We start from the raw sequence: 16,253 nt of genomic DNA, 5'->3' as shown, positions 1-16,253 counted from the left end.
CCCCTCTCCCTTCGGGAGAGGATTGGGGTGAGGGCGAAGCCTAGAGCATCCGCTCCAGCCCCACCGCCTTGACCACCCAGGCGTTGAAGCGCCGCCAGGCGCTGCCCGGTTCGTGGTGCAGCACCCGGGGCTGGCCGTCGCGCTCGCTGACCCACTCCAGCCGCACCTGTCCGCGATCCTCGACGCGCCTGACCGCATAGGAGACGCTCGGGTCCATGCCCTGCAGCATCAGCTGGCGCAGGCGACCGGTAAGGGCCGGGCTGTCCACCAGGATGCCGACCTCGGTGTTCCACAGCACCGAGCGCGGATCGAAATTGAAGGAGCCGATGAAGGACCAGCGCCCATCGATGGCCATGGCCTTGCTGTGCAGACTGGATTCGGATTCGCCAAAACTGTAGGGCAGGGCGGAGCGTTTCTGGTCCGGGCGGGCGCGCAACTCATAGAGCCTGACCCCCTGGGCCAGCAGGGCCGCGCGATAGGGCGCATAGCCGGCGTGCACGGCGGGTACGTCGGTGGCTTCCAGGGCGTTGGTCAGCACCCGGACGTCCACGCCGCGGGCGGCCAGGCCACCCAGGTAGGCGACCCCCTGATTCATCGGCACGAAGTAGGAAGAGACCAGCAGCAGTTCGTGCTGGGCGCCGTCCAGGGTCGGTTGCAGCTGATGGGTGAGCAGCAACTGCCAGTCCGGTTCGTCCTCGGCCAGCACCTTGCGCGGCGCATCCCAGAATGCCTGGGCATGGGCCCAGGTCAGCTCCTGCAGCCAGCCGTCGAGCTGGGGCGCGGTGGCGTAGCGCCGCAGGCGGTTGTACAGCGCCAGGTCGCGGGTGCGTTCGCTGTCGAGGTAATGATGCAGCCGCGCGCGCAGCCGCACCAGCGCGGCGGGCGAGGGGGCGAACCAGCGCAGCCGCCGGGCCGGCTGGCTCAGCGGACTGTTCCAGTACTGGTCGAAGCTGGTGCCCAGCTGCCGCGCCACCGGGCCGGCGGCGAGCAGGTCGAGATCGCTGAAGTTCATCTCCGGGCGGGCATCGAAGTACTCGTCACCCAGGTTGCGGCCGCCGACGATGGCCACGCTGTCGTCGGCCAGCCACAGCTTGTTGTGCATGCGGCGGTGCTGATGGTTGAGATCCACCAGGCGGCCCAGGGCCCGGGTCGGACCGGTGCTGCGGCCCAGGTGCAGCGGATTGAAGACGCGGATCTGCACATTGGGATGGGCCGCCAGCACGGCGATCTGGTAGTCGTTGCCGTCGCTGCTGGTGTCGTCGATGAGAAAACGGATGCGCACGCCGCGATCCGCCGCCTTGAGCAGTTCGTTGACCAGCAGCCGCGTGGTGAGGCCGTCGTGGACGATGTAGTACTGGATGTCCAGGCTGCGCTGGGCCTTGCGAATCAGCTCGGCGCGAGCGGTGAAGGCGTCGGTGCTGGTTTCCAGCAGACGCAGACCCGACAGGCCCGGATGGGTGGCGCCGGCCGTGCGCACCTGGCTGTCCAGGGCGGTGCCGGCGACCGGCAGGACCTGGGAGGCGTGGCGCGGAATCGGCGTGGCGCAGCCGGCCAGCAGCGCCAGCAGCAGGGGTACGACCAGGCGGATCACGGGCTGTCCTTGAGGCGATACCAGAGCATGCCCAGGGCCAGCAGCGGCGACCTCAGGTGGCGACCGCCGGGAAAGCGCGCATGGGGCACGCGGGCGAACAGGTCGAAACCGGCCGACTGGGCGAGGATGGCCTCGGCCAGCAGGTGACCGGCCAGGTGAGTGGCGTTGACCCCATGACCGGCATAGGCCTGGGCATGGAAAACATTGGGGTGCTCGCGCAGCCGGCCGATCTGCGGCAGGCGATTGGCGCCGATGCCGATCATGCCGCCCCAGGCGTAGTCGATGCGGACCTCGGCCAGCTCGGGGAACACCTCCAGCATCTTCGGCCTCATGTAGCCGGCGATGTCCCTGGGATCGCGTCCGGAGTAGTGGCAGGCGCCGCCGAACAGCAGGCGGCGGTCGGCGGAGAGGCGGAAGTAGTCCACCGCCACGTTCTGGTCGCAGACCGCGCGATTGCCCGGCAGCAGCCGCGCGGCGCGTTCGGCCGAGAGCGGCTCGGTGGCGATCACATAGCTGCCGGCCGGCAGGACCTGGGCGGCGAGATCGGGTTGCAGGTCGCCGATATAGGCGTTGCAGCAGAGCACCAGGGTCTCGGCCGAGACCCGGCCGCGGGCGGTGTGGACGCGCACCCGGGGGCCGTATTCCAGGCGGATGACCTGGCTGTCCTCGAAGAGCTGCACGCCCAGCGCCCGGGCCGCGGCGGCTTCGCCGAGGGCCAGATTGAGCGGATGCAGGTGGCCGGAGCCCTGGTCCACCAGGGCGCCCTGGTAGCGGTCGGAGCCGACCACCTCGGCCAGTTGGGCCTTGGGCACCAGGCGCAGCGGATGGGGATAGCCCAGGGCCTGCAGCGCGGCATGCTCTTCCTGCAGGTGCTGCCAGTGGCGCGGCTTGTTGGCCAGGTCGGCGAAGCCCCAGGTGAGGGCGCAGTCGATGCCGTGGCGGGCGATGCGCTGACGCACCAGGTCCACCGCCTCGAAGCCCAGGCGCTTGAGTTCACGCACCCCCTCGGTGCCAACGACCGGTTCGAATTGCTCGACGTCATGGCCGACGCCGCGGATCAGTTGGCCGCCGTTGCGGCCGCTGGCGCCCCAGCCGATGCGGCGGGCTTCCAGCAGCACCACCCGGGCGCCGCGCTCGGCCAGTTCCAGGGCGGTAGTGAGCCCGGAAAAGCCACCGCCGACCACGCAGACATCCGCCTGGACCTCGCCCTCCAGGGACGGAAAGTCCAGTTCCAGATTGGCGGTGGCGGCGTAGTAGGAAGGCGCGTGGGGCTGCATGGCGACGTCTGGCTGACCTGGCGAAGGCGCAATCCTAAGCCGCGGGGCGCCCGGCTACCAAGGTGAAACTCATCGGCAGCTGGGCGTCCTGGTCTTGATAGAGGTCGTAGTCGACCTCGCGATTGGAGTGTGGATGCTCTTCCAGCCGTTGCAGCGCCAGGCCGGCATCCAGGCAGGCGGTGACGATGGCGCCCAGGGTGTGGATGTGCCAGTAGCTCGGCGCGCCCTGGCCGTGATCCAGGCCGTCGTAGGTGATGAGGTGGTCGCTCACCAGCGGCTCGCGGCGGAAGTAGCTGTAGCGCGGCACCAGCGGCTGATCCGCCTGGGGCTCGAAGACTTCCAGGAAGGGATGGGTCTCGTAGATCACCAGGCGCCCACCCGGGGCCAGCAGGCCTTGCACCGCGGCGAAGAAGGCCGGCAGATCGGGCATCCAGTTCAGCACGCCGATGGTGATCAGCACCAGGTCGTGCTGGCCGAGTCCGGCGGGCAGGGCATAGATGTCGGCCGCCACCAGTCGCGGCGCCAGGCCCGCCGCCGCGGCCAGCTGCTCGCCCTGGGCGAGAAAGGCCGGCGACTGGTCGATACCCAGCGCGGGACGGCCGCCAAGGCTGGCCAGGGAGAGCAATTCGCGGGCGTTGTTGCAGCCGACCTGGGCGCAACTCAGGCCGCGGATGTCCAGTGCGGTGAGGGTGGCGGTCAGGCAGTCATCCAGGACCGAGAAGCCGGGTTGCCGGACCTGTTTCAGCAGAGTCTCCCAGTCCTCGCCCCGGGCATGGAGCGGCGCCGACAGCTCCCAGGCCTGGCGATTGGCGGCGGTGATGAGTTGGCGTTGGGGGGATCCATGGCGTGGCCTGCTTGGCGATCTGACGAAAGACCGCAGCCTAGACGGTGATCTCCGGGGTTGCCAGCCGTTAGTCCGGCACCGGCAGGCTCAGGGTCTCCTTGATCTCTTCCATCACGATGTAGCTCTTGGATTCGCGCACATGGGGCAGCTTGAGCAGGATGTCGCCGAGCAGCTTGCGATAGGAGGCCATCTCGGAGATGCGCGCCTTGACCAGGTAGTCGAATTCGCCGGAGACCAGATGGCATTCCAGCACCTGGGGCAGCTTGAGCACGGCGCGGCGGAATTCCTCGAAGGTGTCGCCGGACTTGTAGTCCAGGCTCAGCTCGACGAACACCAGCAGCCCGGCCTTGAGGTGCTGCGGATTGAGGCGGGCGTTGTAGCCCTGGATGATGCCCTCGCGCTCCAGGCGACGGACGCGCTCGGTGCAGGGCGTGGTGGACAGCCCCACCCGTTCGCCCAGCTCGGTGAAGGAGATGCGGCCATCGTCCTGGAGGATGCGCAGGATGTTGCGGTCGATCTTGTCCAGCTCGCGTCTGGCCTGGTGATGGGTACGCATCGCGGGGGTCTCTGCCAAAGGGGTCTTTACCGGAAAATTACTCCGAATATAGGCAATTCTTCAGTGATTAGCACTGCGAGCGGCTTTCTATACTTGCCGTATCTGCCTTCATTCCGAGGAAAGCCGGCGAAATCCTCTCGCCGGCCAGGAGCTAGCGATGCGTGTACTGGTTTTGGGTAGCGGCGTCATCGGCACGACCAGCGCCTACTATCTGGCCCGTCAGGGTTTCGAGGTGGTCGTGGTCGATCGCCAGGCCGGTCCCGCGCTGGAGACCAGCCATGCCAACGCCGGTCAGGTCTCGCCTGGCTATGCCTCGCCCTGGGCCGCGCCCGGCGTACCGCTCAAGGCGCTGAAGTGGCTGTTCCAGAAGCACGCGCCTCTGGCCATCCGCCTGACCGGCGACAGCAGCCAGTACCTGTGGATGGCGCAGATGCTGCGCAACTGCACCGCGGCCCGCTATGCGGTCAACAAGGAACGCATGGTGCGGCTGTCCGAATACAGCCGCGACTGCCTCGACGAGTTGCGCCAGGACACCGGCATTGCCTACGAAGGCCGCCAGCTGGGCACCACCCAGATCTTCCGCACCCAGCAGCAGGTGGAGGCCGCGGCCAAGGACATCGCCGTGCTGGAGCGCTCCGGCGTGCCCTTCGAGCTGCTCGACCGCGACGGTGTGGCTCGGGTCGAACCGGCGCTGGCGGCGGTCAAGCACAAGCTGGCCGGCGGCCTGCGCCTGCCCAACGACCAGACCGGCGACTGCTTCCTGTTCACCAATCGCCTGGCCGAGGAGGCCCGCCGCCTGGGCGTGGAATTCCGCTTCGGCGCCGAGATCCAGCAACTCAGCGCCAATGGCGATCGCATCGACGGCGTCAGGGTCGATGGCGAACTGCTCACCGCCGATCACTACGTCCTGGCCCTGGGCAGCTATTCGCCACAGCTGCTGGCGCCCCTGGGCATCCGCGCGCCGGTTTATCCGCTCAAGGGCTATTCGCTGACGGTGCCCATCGTCGATGCCGCCATGGCGCCGACCTCGACCATCCTCGACGAGACCTACAAGGTCGCCATCACCCGCTTCGACGATCGCATCCGCGTCGGCGGCATGGCCGAGATCTGCGGCTTCGACCTGAACCTGGATCCGCGCCGCCGCGCGACCCTGGAAATGATCACCGGCGACCTCTATCCTCGCGGCGGCGACCTTGCCCGGGCCAGCTTCTGGACCGGTCTGCGACCCGCCACCCCGGACGGGACCCCCATCGTCGGCGCCACCCGCTATCGCAACCTGTTCCTCAACACCGGGCACGGGACACTGGGCTGGACCATGGCCTGCGGCTCCGGTCGCCTGCTGGCTGATCTGATCGCCCGCAAGCAGCCGCAGATCAGCGCCGAGGGTCTCGACATCTCCCGTTATTCCGCTACCCAGGAGTCCCCGCGCAATGCCCGTACAGCGTCTGCACACTGATCGCCGCCTCAGCGAAATCAATATCCACAACGGCACCGTCTACCTGGCCGGCCAGCTGGCCGACGACTTTTCCGGCGACATCTACCAGCAGACCCGCGAGACCCTGGCCAACATCGACAAATTCCTCGCCGAGGCCGGCAGCGACAAGCAGCACATCCTGGTGGTGACCATCTTCCTGCGCGACATCGCCCTGCACTTCGAGGGCATGAATCGCGCCTGGGACGAATGGGCCGCCCAGGGCGCCACCCCGGGTCGCACCACCGTCGAAGCCAAGCTGGCCAAGCCGGACATCCTGGTGGAAATGAACGTCATCGCCGCCGTCAAGGCGTAGCGTCCTCATCCCCTCTCCCTCCGGGAGAGGGCCAGGGTGAGGGTGTTTCAACGCCTCCCAACTTTTCCTCTCTCTGCCGAGACCTCCCATGCGTCCCGCCCGCGCCGTCATCGACCTTGCCGCCCTGCGCCAGAACTATCGCCTGGCACTTGAACTCTCCGATGCCCGCGCCCTGGCGGTGATCAAGGCCGATGCCTATGGCCATGGCGCCGTGGCGGTGGCCAGCGCCCTGGCCAAGGAAGCCGACGGCTTCGCCGTGGCTTGCATCGAGGAGGCCCTGGAGCTGCGCGCCGCCGGGATCCGTGCGCCCATCCTGTTGCTGGAAGGCTTCTTCGGCGTCGACGAATTGCCGCTGATTGCCGAGCACGAGCTCTGGACGGTGATCCATGCCGACTGGCAACTCCAGGCGGTGGAGCGGGCCACTCTGGCGCGGCCGCTGCAGGTCTGGCTGAAGCTGGATTCCGGCATGCACCGGGTCGGCTTCTTTCCTCAGGACTACGCCGCCGCCTACCGGCGACTGCTGGCCAGCGGCAAGGTCAGCGGCATCGTCAAGCTGACCCACTTCGCCCGCGCCGACGAACCGGACAGCCCGGCCACCGCGACGCAGATCGCCACCTTCCGCGCGGCCACCGAGGGCCTGCCCGGACCCACCAGCCTGCGCAATTCGCCGGCGACCCTAGGCTGGCCCCAGGCGGCCGGTGACTGGGTGCGCCCGGGGCTGATGCTCTATGGCGTCTCGCCCTTCGCTACGCCCCAGGCTGCGGCCGAACGACTGCAACCGGTGATGACCCTGACCTCGCGGGTGATCGCCGTACGCGAACTGCCAGCTGGCGAGCCGGTGGGCTATGGCGCGCGCTTCGTCACCGCCGGGCCGACCCGGGTCGGCGTGGTCGCCCTGGGCTATGCCGATGGCTATCCGCGCCATGCGCCCAACGGCACCCCGGTGGCCATCGAAGGCCGTCCCGGCCAACTGATCGGTCGGGTATCCATGGACATGCTCACCGTCGACCTCACCGATCATCCCCAGGCCGGGGTGGGCAGCGAGGTGGAATTCTGGGGCCGCCAGGTGTCGGTGGCGGACCTGGCGGAACGCTGCGACACCATCCCCTACCAGCTGCTGTGCAATCTCAAGCGGGTGGCGCGCAGCTATCGCGACTAGGCCCTGGGCAGGGCCTCCGGGCGCTGCCGCCGCCAGGCGAACGCCTTGCGGGGGCCGCACGTCCGTCGTGGTGTTGTAAATCTCGAACAGCGTTGCCATGATGCTGAACACCGTGCCGCGGCACGCCTTCAGCGCGTGGCCTGGCCACGTCTCACCCGCCTGCTCGAGGAGTCTTTCCCACCTTGGACGTCGGTGCCCGCCTGCAAACCATCCGTACCCTCAAGGGCCTCTCCCAGCGCGAACTCGCCAAGCGTGCCGGGGTGACCAACAGCACCATCTCGATGATCGAGAAGAACAGCGTCAGTCCCTCCATCAGCTCGCTGAAAAAGGTGCTGGCCGGCATCCCCATGTCCCTGGTGGAATTCTTTTCCCTGGATCTGGAGCAGGACACGCCGACCCAGGTGGTCTATCGCGCCAATGAGCTCATCGACATCTCCAGTGGCGCCCACACCGTGCGCATGCGCCTGGTCGGTCGGGCCCATCCCAGTCGCGCCCTGGCCTTTCTCGACGAGACCTATCCGCCCGGCGCCGACACCGGCGAAGAGATGTACGCCCATGAAGGCGAGGAGGCCGGCCTGGTGGTGGAAGGCCGCCTGGAGCTGACCGTGGGCGGCGAGGTGCACATCCTCGAACCCGGCGACAGCTACTACTTCGAAAGCAGCCGCCCGCATCGCTTCCGCAATCCCTTCGAAGCCCCCGCCCGGCTGATCAGCGCGACCACGCCGGCGAATTTCTGAGCACCCGCGGCAAGACGGCTGTAGGGTGGAAAACGGCGCAGTCTTTTCTACCTGGAGGCCGGTGGGGGAGCGGCCCTCACCCCAACCCTCTCCCGGAGGGAGAGGGGCTGGCCGGGTGGGCGTTTGTCGACAGCGCTCCAAGACAGATCGCGATCGGCCGCCGCGATAGGAATTTCAGCAGCGAATCGCGGCCATGGGCCGCTCCTACAGGGGTGATGCTTTTGTAGGAGCGGTCGCTACGGCGCACCGGCATGGCCGCGATAAAGACAGTTGCTACTACGAGCCAGTCCCCCATAACTCCCCTTCATTGATCCCCAGGGCCGCCAGCTCCGCCCGGCGTAGCGGTTCGTCCTGGGCGAGAAAGAATTCGTCCAGTTGCGGCGGCGCCACGCCGCTGGCCAGGAGCAGGGCGTGGGCCTGGCCACGATGGTGCAGCTGGTGCACGAAGAGATGCTGCAGGGTGCGCAGTCGCCCTTCCCGTACCGGGCCGCTGGCGCGGGGCAGGGTGATGAGCTGGGTCAGTTGCTGGGAACCGAGGTTGCGACATAGCGAGATGAGGCGCTGGTCACTGGCACTCTGGGCCGCACGCAGTGCTCCCAGGTCAGGCCAGTCGGTATCCTGGTAGGGCCGGGGCTGATCGTGCAGCGCATCGAGATAGAAGCGATCGACATCGAGCAGATGGCCGAGCAGGGCCCAGAGCGAGCCGAAGAAGGCGGCGGGTTGGGGCGTCCGCAGGAAGGCGACCGGCAGCAGGGCGCAGGCTGCCAGCAGGCGGTGGTTAGACCAGCGATTGTTGCAGGCCTGGGCCAGCAGCAGGGTAGTGGTCATGGGCAGGTCCTCGGCACGGCGCACGGACACCTACTGTAACCTGCGGCGATGTGGCGGAGGTCGCAGCCTGGACACCCTTGGCATTGAGCCGCTGCCGGCACTTTGCCATGCTCCGCCGCTCTGCTCTTTTTATCTGCAAGGATGCGCCTGATGCCTAGAATTTCGCCCTGGTTCGGCCTGGTCGCCGCCCTGTGCCTGGGTGCCCCGGTCCGGGCCGCCGACTCCGTCGCCCTGCCCGACCTGCCCTACATCCCCCTGGGCGTGGTCGGCCACGACAACAACGCCGCCTATCCCGATGCGCAGATGGAAAGGCGCCTGCAACTGCTCGACCGCTACAACCTGCGCAGCTATCGCTCGGGTGAGTTCCTGCTGCTGGATCTGCCCCGCCTGGATCGCCTGGTGGCCCTGGCCCGCCAGTACCGCATCACCCTGCGACCGGTGATCACCCAGCAACTGACCCAGGCCCAGGCCTATGCCCTGGCCAAGCGCTACGCCAAGGACATCAAGATCTGGGAGATCGGCAACGAGCAGGACTATTCGCGGGTCGGCGCCGGCATCCGCATCAGTCGACTGGTGGACATCTATCGCGGCATCCGCCGGGCCTCGGACGAACTGGACGCCGGCCTCGAGACCACCATCAACGTGATGTCCTGCAACCCCGACGACCGGGGCGCCAAGGCCCGTTGCCCGGGCGATCGCCTGGGGTCCATGTGGTTTCTCGATCAGGCCCGGGCCGCCGGGTTCGCGTTCGACCACATCAGCTTCCACTACTACCCGCACTACCGCGATCGCGGCCGCTGGATGGATCTCTACCTGGGGCAGATGCGCGCCATGGCGGAAAAGTACCGGACGCGGATCTTCTTCAACGAGGTCAATTGCGGCGAGATCTACCAGGGCGCCACCGATGGCGGCCGGCCGGGCGATCAGGGCTGCCATGACAGCCTCGAAGCCATCCTTTCCGAACTCAATGGGCGCTACCGCGACATCGTTCGCGAGATCAACGTCTACGAATTGCTCGACGAGCCGACCCATCCGATTGCCCATGAGCGTCACTTCGGGCTGATGTACGACCTGGACCGCCCAAAACCGGTCATGGAACTGATCCGCCGCTATGCCGGCAAGCCCTGAGCCGTCAGAAAGCGGACAAACCTGACTTCAGCGCGATAACAGGTCTCATGGGTGACCGGATGGTCACCGACGAGCGGTAGACAAAGTGCCATCATCGGCACCGTACATCTGGCAAAACGCTGCGTTTACCCCTGCTTCGTGATGGCACGGGTTCTTATTGGTCTAGCGCTTGCACTAGGCTTTGCAGGTGCTAGGGAAACGATCTTCCCCGGCAGTTTTCCTGCTGTACCGAGGTGGGATGCACGGATCGAATCGCGCACCTCGGCCTATCTGGTTCCTTCTTGATGACAATCCTTAGCTCCATCTCCCGCCGCCTGCCGCGTCAGGCGCTGCTCTTGCCTGCCCTGTTCGCCACCGCTTCGCTTGCCACCTCCGCCCAGGCCGTTGACCTGGTCGGTCTCAACTTCTCCGGCGCCACCTTCGCCGCCCAAGTACTGCCCGGTGTCAACGACCGCAACTTCATCTTCCCGGCCGAGAGCCATTTCCAGCAGTGGAGCGCCAAGGGCGTGAAGCTGGTGCGCTTCCCCATCCTCTGGGAGCGCCTGCAATCGTCCATGGGGGCCAATCTCGATCCCACCTACGCCGGCCTGATCGATCGCACCCTGGGCTACGCCCAGAAGTACGGCGTCAAGGTCATCCTCGATCTGCACAACTACGCCCGCTATCAGGGCAAGGTCATCGGCGCGGGCGAAATCCCCTACGAGGCCTTCCAGAACCTCATGACCCGCGTCGCTCAGCGCTGGGGCACCCATGCGGCGCTCTATGGCTACGACATCATGAACGAGCCCCACGACGCCGTGAGCAACTGGCCGACCGCTGCCCAGTACGGCATCGATGGCGTGCGCGCGGTCGATTCGACCCACCCGATCTTCATCGAAGGCAACGGCTGGGCCGACACCACCCGCTGGCCGCAGTGGAACGATACGCTGCTCAAGCTCAAGGACCCGGCCAACAACCTGATCTTCATGGCCCAGGCCTTCTTCGACACCAGCCTGAACGTGGCGACCCTCTCGCCCAGCTATGGCGTCGAGCGCCTCAAGCCCTTCGTCACCTGGCTCAAGGCCAACAACAAGCGCGGCTTCATCGGCGGCTTCGGCGTACCTGACACGGATGCGCGCTGGTTGCCCATTCTCGACGGCATGCTGGCCTATCTGAAGCAGAACTGCATTCCGGCCACCTACTGGGCCGCCGGCCCGGGCTGGGGCACCTACAACCAGGCGGTCGAGCCGATCAATGGCAAGGAGCGTCCGCAGTGGGCGGTGCTGGCCAAGTACCTGGACAAGGACAGCTGCGCCGGTATCGGTCCGCAGGTGACCCCGACGGCCGCCACGCCAGCCAAGACCGAGACCGCTACGGGCGGCGCGACCGCGGGCACCACCGGCGGGACCGGGGCTACCGGCACGACCGGAGCGACCACCGGCACCACCACCGGCGCCGCGCCGGCCACGGGTACCAGCACCACGGGCACCACCGCAGGCAGCACGCCCATGGCTGGCGCCGTCACCGGCACCGCCGCCAATGCCGCGACCTCGTCCAAGCTGACCACCGTCGAGCAGCTCTACCTGGCCTACTACGGCCGGGCCGCCGATGCCGGCGGCCTCAACTACTGGGCCTCGCGCCTGGCCGGCGACATGAGCGTCGAGCAACTGGCGGCCAACTTCGCCGGCAACGGCGAATCGACCGCCCTCTATGGCTCGCTGAGCGGTGCGGCCCTGGTCAACCAGGTCTACCAGAACCTCTATGGCCGCAGCGCCGACAGCAGCGGCAGCGCCTACTGGACCAGTCGCCTGGCCAACGGCGTCACCTCGCGCGCCAACCTGCCACTGGAGGTCATGCGTGGCGCCGCGGGCGACGACAAGGCCGCCTTCGACAAGAAGGTGAACACCGCGTTGGCCCAGGGCACCACCACGACCACGCCGACCCCCGCGGCCAGCGTGCAACCGGTGCAGAATGTGGTCCTGCCGGTCGCCAGTGGCAGCGCCTCCTCGGCGCCGTTGACCGGCTACAAGAACATCCCCCTGGGGGTGGTCGGCCACGACAACAGCGCCGCCTATCCGCCTGCCGAAATGGAGGCCCGCCTGCAGCTACTGGCGGCGCGCAATCTGCGCACCTATCGCTCCGGCGAGTATCTGGTGACCAACCTGCCCGAGCTGGATCGGCTGGTGTCCCTGGCCCGCAAGTACAACATCACCCTGCGGCCGGTGATCACCCACAAGCTGACCCAGGCGCAGGCCTATACCCTGGCCAAGCGCTACGCCAACGACATCAAGATCTGGGAGATCGGCAACGAGCAGGACTACGCCAAGGCGGGTGCGCAGGATCGCATCAACACCCTGGTCGGCATCTATCGCGGCATCAAGCAGGCCTCGGACGAGCTGGGCGCCAACCTCAAGACCACCATCAACGTGATGGCGTGCAACTCGGATGATCGCACCACCACCTCGCGTTGCCCGGGTGATCGCAATGGGGCCATGTGGTTCCTCGACCAGGCCAAGGCATCGGGCTTCAACTTCGACTACATCAGCTTCCACTACTACCCCTACGTCGACGACAAGGGCTACTGGATGGACATGTACCTGGGCCAGATACGCGCCATGGCCAACAAGTACAAGACCAAGGTGTTCTTCAACGAGATGAACTGCGGCAACGTCTACCAGGGCAACACCGACGGCGGCCGTGACGGCGATCGGGCCTGCTACGACAGCGTCAAGCAGATGCTCACGGTGCTCAACACCAGCTACAGGGACGTGGTGGCCGAGATCAACGTCTACGAACTGCTCGACGAGCCGACCCTCTCGGTGGTCCACGAGCGCCACTTCGGAATGATGTATGACCTCAAGCGTCCCAAGCCGATCTTCGACATGGTGACCAGCTTCGCCAAGTAAGACCCGGCGCGGCCAGACCACCGCCCCCGCTGCCTGACCGGTAGCGGGGGCGGTGTCGTTTTGGGGGTAGGAAAGGAGGGGGTGTCAGTCCGGCGTGGTGCGGCCCTCACCCTAACCCTCTCCCTGAGGGAGAGGGGATTGCTCCAGTGCTGGGAGCAGTTGGTGTAGCGCCTGGGCCTGAGGGAGTGTGCCGAAGCTTGATGCAGCATGCGCGTGCTCCCTCTCCCTCCGGGAGAGGGCTGGGGTGAGGGTGTCAGCTTGGCGTGGGGCGGGCCCTCACCCTAACCCTCTCCCTGGGGGAGAGGGGATTGCTCGGCGTGGGGCGAATCCCGGGATGACTTCGGATGCCCCCTCTCCCTCAGGGAGAGGGTTGGGGTGAGGGTAAGCGCCGGCAGAGATCCTCAGCCCTTCTTCAGCATCGCCCGCATCGCCGCCAGGGCGTCGTTGCCGCGGGCGGCCTTCTGTTCCTGGGGCGCTTCTTCCAGGCCTTCCCACTGCAGGTCCTCGGGTGGCAGTTCGTCGAGGAAGCGACTGGGGGTGCAGTCGATCAGCTCGCCATACTGCTTGCGCCGGGTGGCGTAGGTGAAGGCCAGCGTCTGGCGCGCGCGGGTGATGCCCACGTAGGCCAGGCGGCGTTCCTCCTCGATGGTGTCGGCCTCGATGCTGGAGCGGTGCGGCAGGATTTCCTCTTCCATGCCCATGATGAACACATAGGGGAATTCCAGGCCCTTGGAGGCGTGCAGGGTCATCATCTGCACCCCGTCGGCGCCTTCCTCTTCTTCCTGCTGGCGTTCGAGCATGTCGCGCAGGACCAGCTTGGCGATGGCGTCCTCGATGGTCATCTGGCCGTCCTCGTCCTTTTCCAGGATGTTCTTCAAGGCATCCAGGAGGAACCAGACGTTGCCCATGCGGAAGTCGGCGACCTTGTCGGAGCTGGCGTTCTGGCGGATCCAGTTCTCGTAGTCGATGTCCATCACCATGCTACGCAGGGCGCCGATGGGATCCTCGCCCGCGCAATTCTGGCGGACCCCGTCCATCCAGCGCTTGAAGCGCCCCAGGCGCTCGGTGAAGCGGGCGTCCAGGTGCTCGCCCAGGCCGATCTCGTCGGCGGCGGCGTACATCGAGCGATCCCGGCTGCCGGCATAGTTGCCGAGCTTTTCCAGGGTGGTGGAGCCGATCTCCCGGCGCGGCACGTTGATGACCCGCAGGAAGGCGTTGTCGTCGTCCGGATTCACCAGCAGGCGCAGGTAGGACATCACGTCCTTGACCTCCTGGCGGGCGAAGAAGCTGGTGCCGCCGGAGAGCCGGTAGGGAATCTGGTGGTGCTGGAGCTTGAGCTCCATCAGCTTGGCCTGGTGGTTGCCGCGATAGAGGATGGCGAAGTCCGCGTAGGGCCGCTGGGTCTTGAGGTGCAGCGTGAGGATTTCCAGGGCGATGCGTTCGGCCTCGCCATCCTCGTTCTTGCAGCGCAATACCCGGATCGGATCGCCGTGGCCCATCTCGCTCCACAGCTGCTTCTCGAACACGTGGGGGTTGTTGGCGATGAGCACGTTGGCGCACCTGAGGATGCGACTGGTGGAGCGGTAGTTCTGCTCCAGCATCACCACCTTGAGCGAGGGGAAGTCGTCCTTGAGCTGCATCAGGTTTTCCGGTCGCGCGCCGCGCCAGGCGTAGATCGACTGGTCGTCGTCGCCCACCACGGTGAACTGGGCGCGCTCCTGCACCAGCATCTTCACCAGCAGGTACTGGCTGGTGTTGGTGTCCTGGTATTCGTCCACCAGCATGTAGCGGATGCGGTTGCGCCAGCGCTCCAGCACCTCGGGATGCTCCTGGAACAACTTGACCGGCATCAGGATGAGGTCGTCGAAGTCGACCGCGTTGTAGGCCTTGAGGGTGCGCTGGTAGTGCAGGTAGACCACCGCGGCGGTCTGCTCCTTGGGCGTGCGCGCCTTTTCCAGGGCCTCTTCCGGCAGGATGAGGTCGTTCTTCCAGTTGCCAATGTAGTTCTTGATCTCGTCCAGGCCGTCGTCGCCCTGGTATTCCTTCTGCATGATGTCGGTGAGCAGCGCCTTGATGTCGCCCTCGTCGAAGATCGAGAAGCCCGGCTTGTAGCCCAGGTGCACGTACTCGCGGCGGATGATGTTCAGCCCGAGGTTGTGGAAGGTCGAGACGGTCAGGCCGCGGCCTTCGCCGGCTTTCAGCAGGCTGGCCACCCGCGCCTTCATCTCGCGCGCCGCCTTGTTGGTGAAGGTCACGGCGCAGATGTACTGGGCGCGGACGCCACACTGCTGCACCAGGTAGGCGATCTTGCGGGTGATGACGCTGGTCTTGCCGGAGCCGGCACCGGCCAGCACCAGCAGGGGACCGCTGATGTAGGCCACGGCTTCGGCCTGGCGGGGATTGAGCTTGGACATGGCGGACCGGGGTGACGACGCTGGGCAAGAATTCTACCAGCGCCAGTCCCCGCGGTCAGAGCCTGATTCAAAGTCTGCTGCGCGTCGGCCAACCTGCGTTGCAAAGGCCTTCGGAATGGTCATTTACACTATATAAACTCCGCTTCCTCAGGCCTTTTCGTGGGGCCGCCTAGGCCTTGTTTGGCTCTAGCTCGCGAGACTTTGAACAGGCCCTTAGGGCTTGGGCGGTGGCGCGACGAAGGTCAGCTGGCGCGGATAGCCGTACTTCTCGCCGGGCAGTACCGGGCTGTCGAGGAACACGCCCATGCTGCGGCCGAATTCGCTGACGTGGGTGACGGCATAGTCCTGGCCGTCGGCCAGACGGACGATGGCGCCCGGCTTGAATTCCTCGCGATTGCGCTCGGTGACCGGGATGGAAATGCCGGCGGCCTTGCGATAGATGCCCTTGAGCCAGTCCTGGTTGGTGAAGTCGTTGATCGGGGTGTTGAAGCGCCCCGGCAGGCGCTGCAGATGGCGCCCGGTACCGGGGGCGTCGTCCACCGCCAGGCGCCGGGGATAACCCACGGCCTCGGCATCCAGCGGCTGGCCCTCGACGAACACGGCCAGGTTGTCGCCGACTCGCTGGACCTCGGTGATGGCACGCCACTCGCCATCGCCCAGCTGGACCTGCCGCCCGCTGATGAAGCCCTCGACGTTGGCCGGGGTCGCCGGAATGGTCACGCCGGCCACCCGGCGCAGGACGCCACGATCCCAGTCTTCGTTGCTGAAGTCGTTGATGGAGCTGGAGAGGAGTGGCTGGGTGGCGGAAGTCTCGTGCGAGGGGCTGGCGGTCTGTGCTTGGGCCAGCGGCAGGCCGAGACAGCAGGCGCAGAACAGCAGGGCGGAGAGAGCCAGGCGAGTGGGCATAGAGGTCATCCTTAACGCAGGTTTCTTGTCGGTCCCATACCGGGAGTGGGCGATAGACCCCTGATGTCCCCCGGCGTTTGGCGAGCGCGGCGCAAAGCGGCAATTTTTTTCCCGCGCGGCGCCGAACGGCAAGGGCTGCGT

At 66.6% G+C, this 16,253-nt stretch carries 13 protein-coding genes; 6 read left to right on the top strand and 7 right to left on the bottom strand.

Annotated elements, in window-relative coordinates:
• Positions 1–40 precede the first annotated feature (40 nt).
• The 4 genes from BGI51_RS05955 to BGI51_RS05940 all read right to left on the bottom strand — a co-directional run bounded on the left by BGI51_RS05955 (position 41) and on the right by BGI51_RS05940 (position 4,268).
• Positions 41–1,591: a phospholipase D family protein gene (locus BGI51_RS05955; protein WP_187980574.1), complete on the bottom strand. Its 1,551-nt coding sequence runs from the start codon at positions 1,589–1,591 to the stop codon at positions 41–43.
• Positions 1,588–2,868 (bottom strand): NAD(P)/FAD-dependent oxidoreductase, encoded by a 1,281-nt coding sequence (locus BGI51_RS05950; protein WP_187980573.1) that lies wholly within the window; start codon positions 2,866–2,868, stop codon positions 1,588–1,590. The genes BGI51_RS05955 and BGI51_RS05950 overlap by 4 nt, the downstream gene beginning before the upstream one ends.
• A 34-nt stretch (positions 2,869–2,902) precedes the next feature.
• Positions 2,903–3,688 carry a class I SAM-dependent methyltransferase gene (locus tag BGI51_RS05945; RefSeq protein WP_252977281.1) on the bottom strand — a complete coding sequence of 262 codons (786 nt, stop codon included), beginning with the start codon at positions 3,686–3,688 and terminating at the stop codon, positions 2,903–2,905.
• A gap of 91 nt (positions 3,689–3,779) precedes the next feature.
• Positions 3,780–4,268 (bottom strand): Lrp/AsnC ligand binding domain-containing protein, encoded by a 489-nt coding sequence (locus tag BGI51_RS05940; protein WP_007159864.1) that lies wholly within the window; start codon positions 4,266–4,268, stop codon positions 3,780–3,782.
• Positions 4,269–4,425: 157 nt separating this feature from the next.
• Between BGI51_RS05940 and dadA the strand changes: the two genes are divergently transcribed.
• The 4 genes from dadA (at position 4,426) to BGI51_RS05920 (ending at position 7,951) form a co-directional block, all read left to right on the top strand.
• On the top strand, positions 4,426–5,724 hold the full coding sequence (dadA, locus tag BGI51_RS05935) for a D-amino acid dehydrogenase (RefSeq protein WP_108581632.1): 1,299 nt from the start codon (positions 4,426–4,428) through the stop codon (positions 5,722–5,724).
• The gene (locus BGI51_RS05930) at positions 5,699–6,055 is read left to right on the top strand and encodes a RidA family protein (protein WP_187980572.1); all 357 of its coding nucleotides are present in this window, start codon (positions 5,699–5,701) and stop codon (positions 6,053–6,055) included. Before dadA ends, BGI51_RS05930 begins: the two co-directional genes overlap by 26 nt.
• Before the next feature lie 88 nt (positions 6,056–6,143).
• Complete coding sequence (alr, locus tag BGI51_RS05925; protein ID WP_187980571.1) at positions 6,144–7,214, top strand: alanine racemase; 1,071 nt, start codon at positions 6,144–6,146, stop codon at positions 7,212–7,214.
• 182 nt (positions 7,215–7,396) lie between these two features.
• Positions 7,397–7,951 carry a cupin domain-containing protein gene (locus BGI51_RS05920; RefSeq protein ID WP_007159860.1) on the top strand — a complete coding sequence of 185 codons (555 nt, stop codon included), beginning with the start codon at positions 7,397–7,399 and terminating at the stop codon, positions 7,949–7,951.
• A 276-nt stretch (positions 7,952–8,227) separates the two neighbouring features.
• Here BGI51_RS05920 and BGI51_RS05915 read toward each other — a convergent pair whose 3' ends face one another.
• Positions 8,228–8,779, bottom strand: a complete 552-nt coding sequence (locus tag BGI51_RS05915; RefSeq protein ID WP_187980570.1) for a DinB family protein — start codon at positions 8,777–8,779, stop codon at positions 8,228–8,230.
• Positions 8,780–8,929: 150 nt separating this feature from the next.
• Here BGI51_RS05915 and BGI51_RS05910 point away from each other — a divergent pair, with 150 nt between their 5' ends.
• Together BGI51_RS05910 and BGI51_RS05905 are read left to right on the top strand one after the other, a co-directional pair.
• A complete protein-coding gene (locus BGI51_RS05910; RefSeq protein ID WP_252977216.1) occupies positions 8,930–9,907 on the top strand; it encodes a hypothetical protein in 978 nt (325 codons plus the stop codon).
• Positions 9,908–10,191: 284 nt separating this feature from the next.
• On the top strand, positions 10,192–12,792 hold the full coding sequence (locus BGI51_RS05905) for a cellulase family glycosylhydrolase (RefSeq protein ID WP_187980569.1): 2,601 nt from the start codon (positions 10,192–10,194) through the stop codon (positions 12,790–12,792).
• Between the two features lie 401 nt (positions 12,793–13,193).
• Here the strand turns inward: BGI51_RS05905 and rep are convergent, their stop codons facing one another.
• Both rep and BGI51_RS05895 read right to left on the bottom strand, forming a co-directional pair.
• Complete coding sequence (gene rep / locus BGI51_RS05900; protein WP_187980568.1) at positions 13,194–15,206, bottom strand: DNA helicase Rep; 2,013 nt, start codon at positions 15,204–15,206, stop codon at positions 13,194–13,196.
• A 213-nt stretch (positions 15,207–15,419) separates the two neighbouring features.
• On the bottom strand, positions 15,420–16,112 hold the full coding sequence (locus tag BGI51_RS05895; protein WP_187980567.1) for a hypothetical protein: 693 nt from the start codon (positions 16,110–16,112) through the stop codon (positions 15,420–15,422).
• Positions 16,113–16,253: the final 141 nt, after the last annotated feature.

The sequence above is a fragment of the Pseudomonas oryzihabitans genome (genome assembly GCF_014522265.1).
Taxonomy (GTDB): Bacteria; Pseudomonadota; Gammaproteobacteria; order Pseudomonadales; family Pseudomonadaceae; genus Chryseomonas; species Chryseomonas aestiva.
This window is presented reverse-complemented; position numbering and strand designations above follow the sequence as displayed.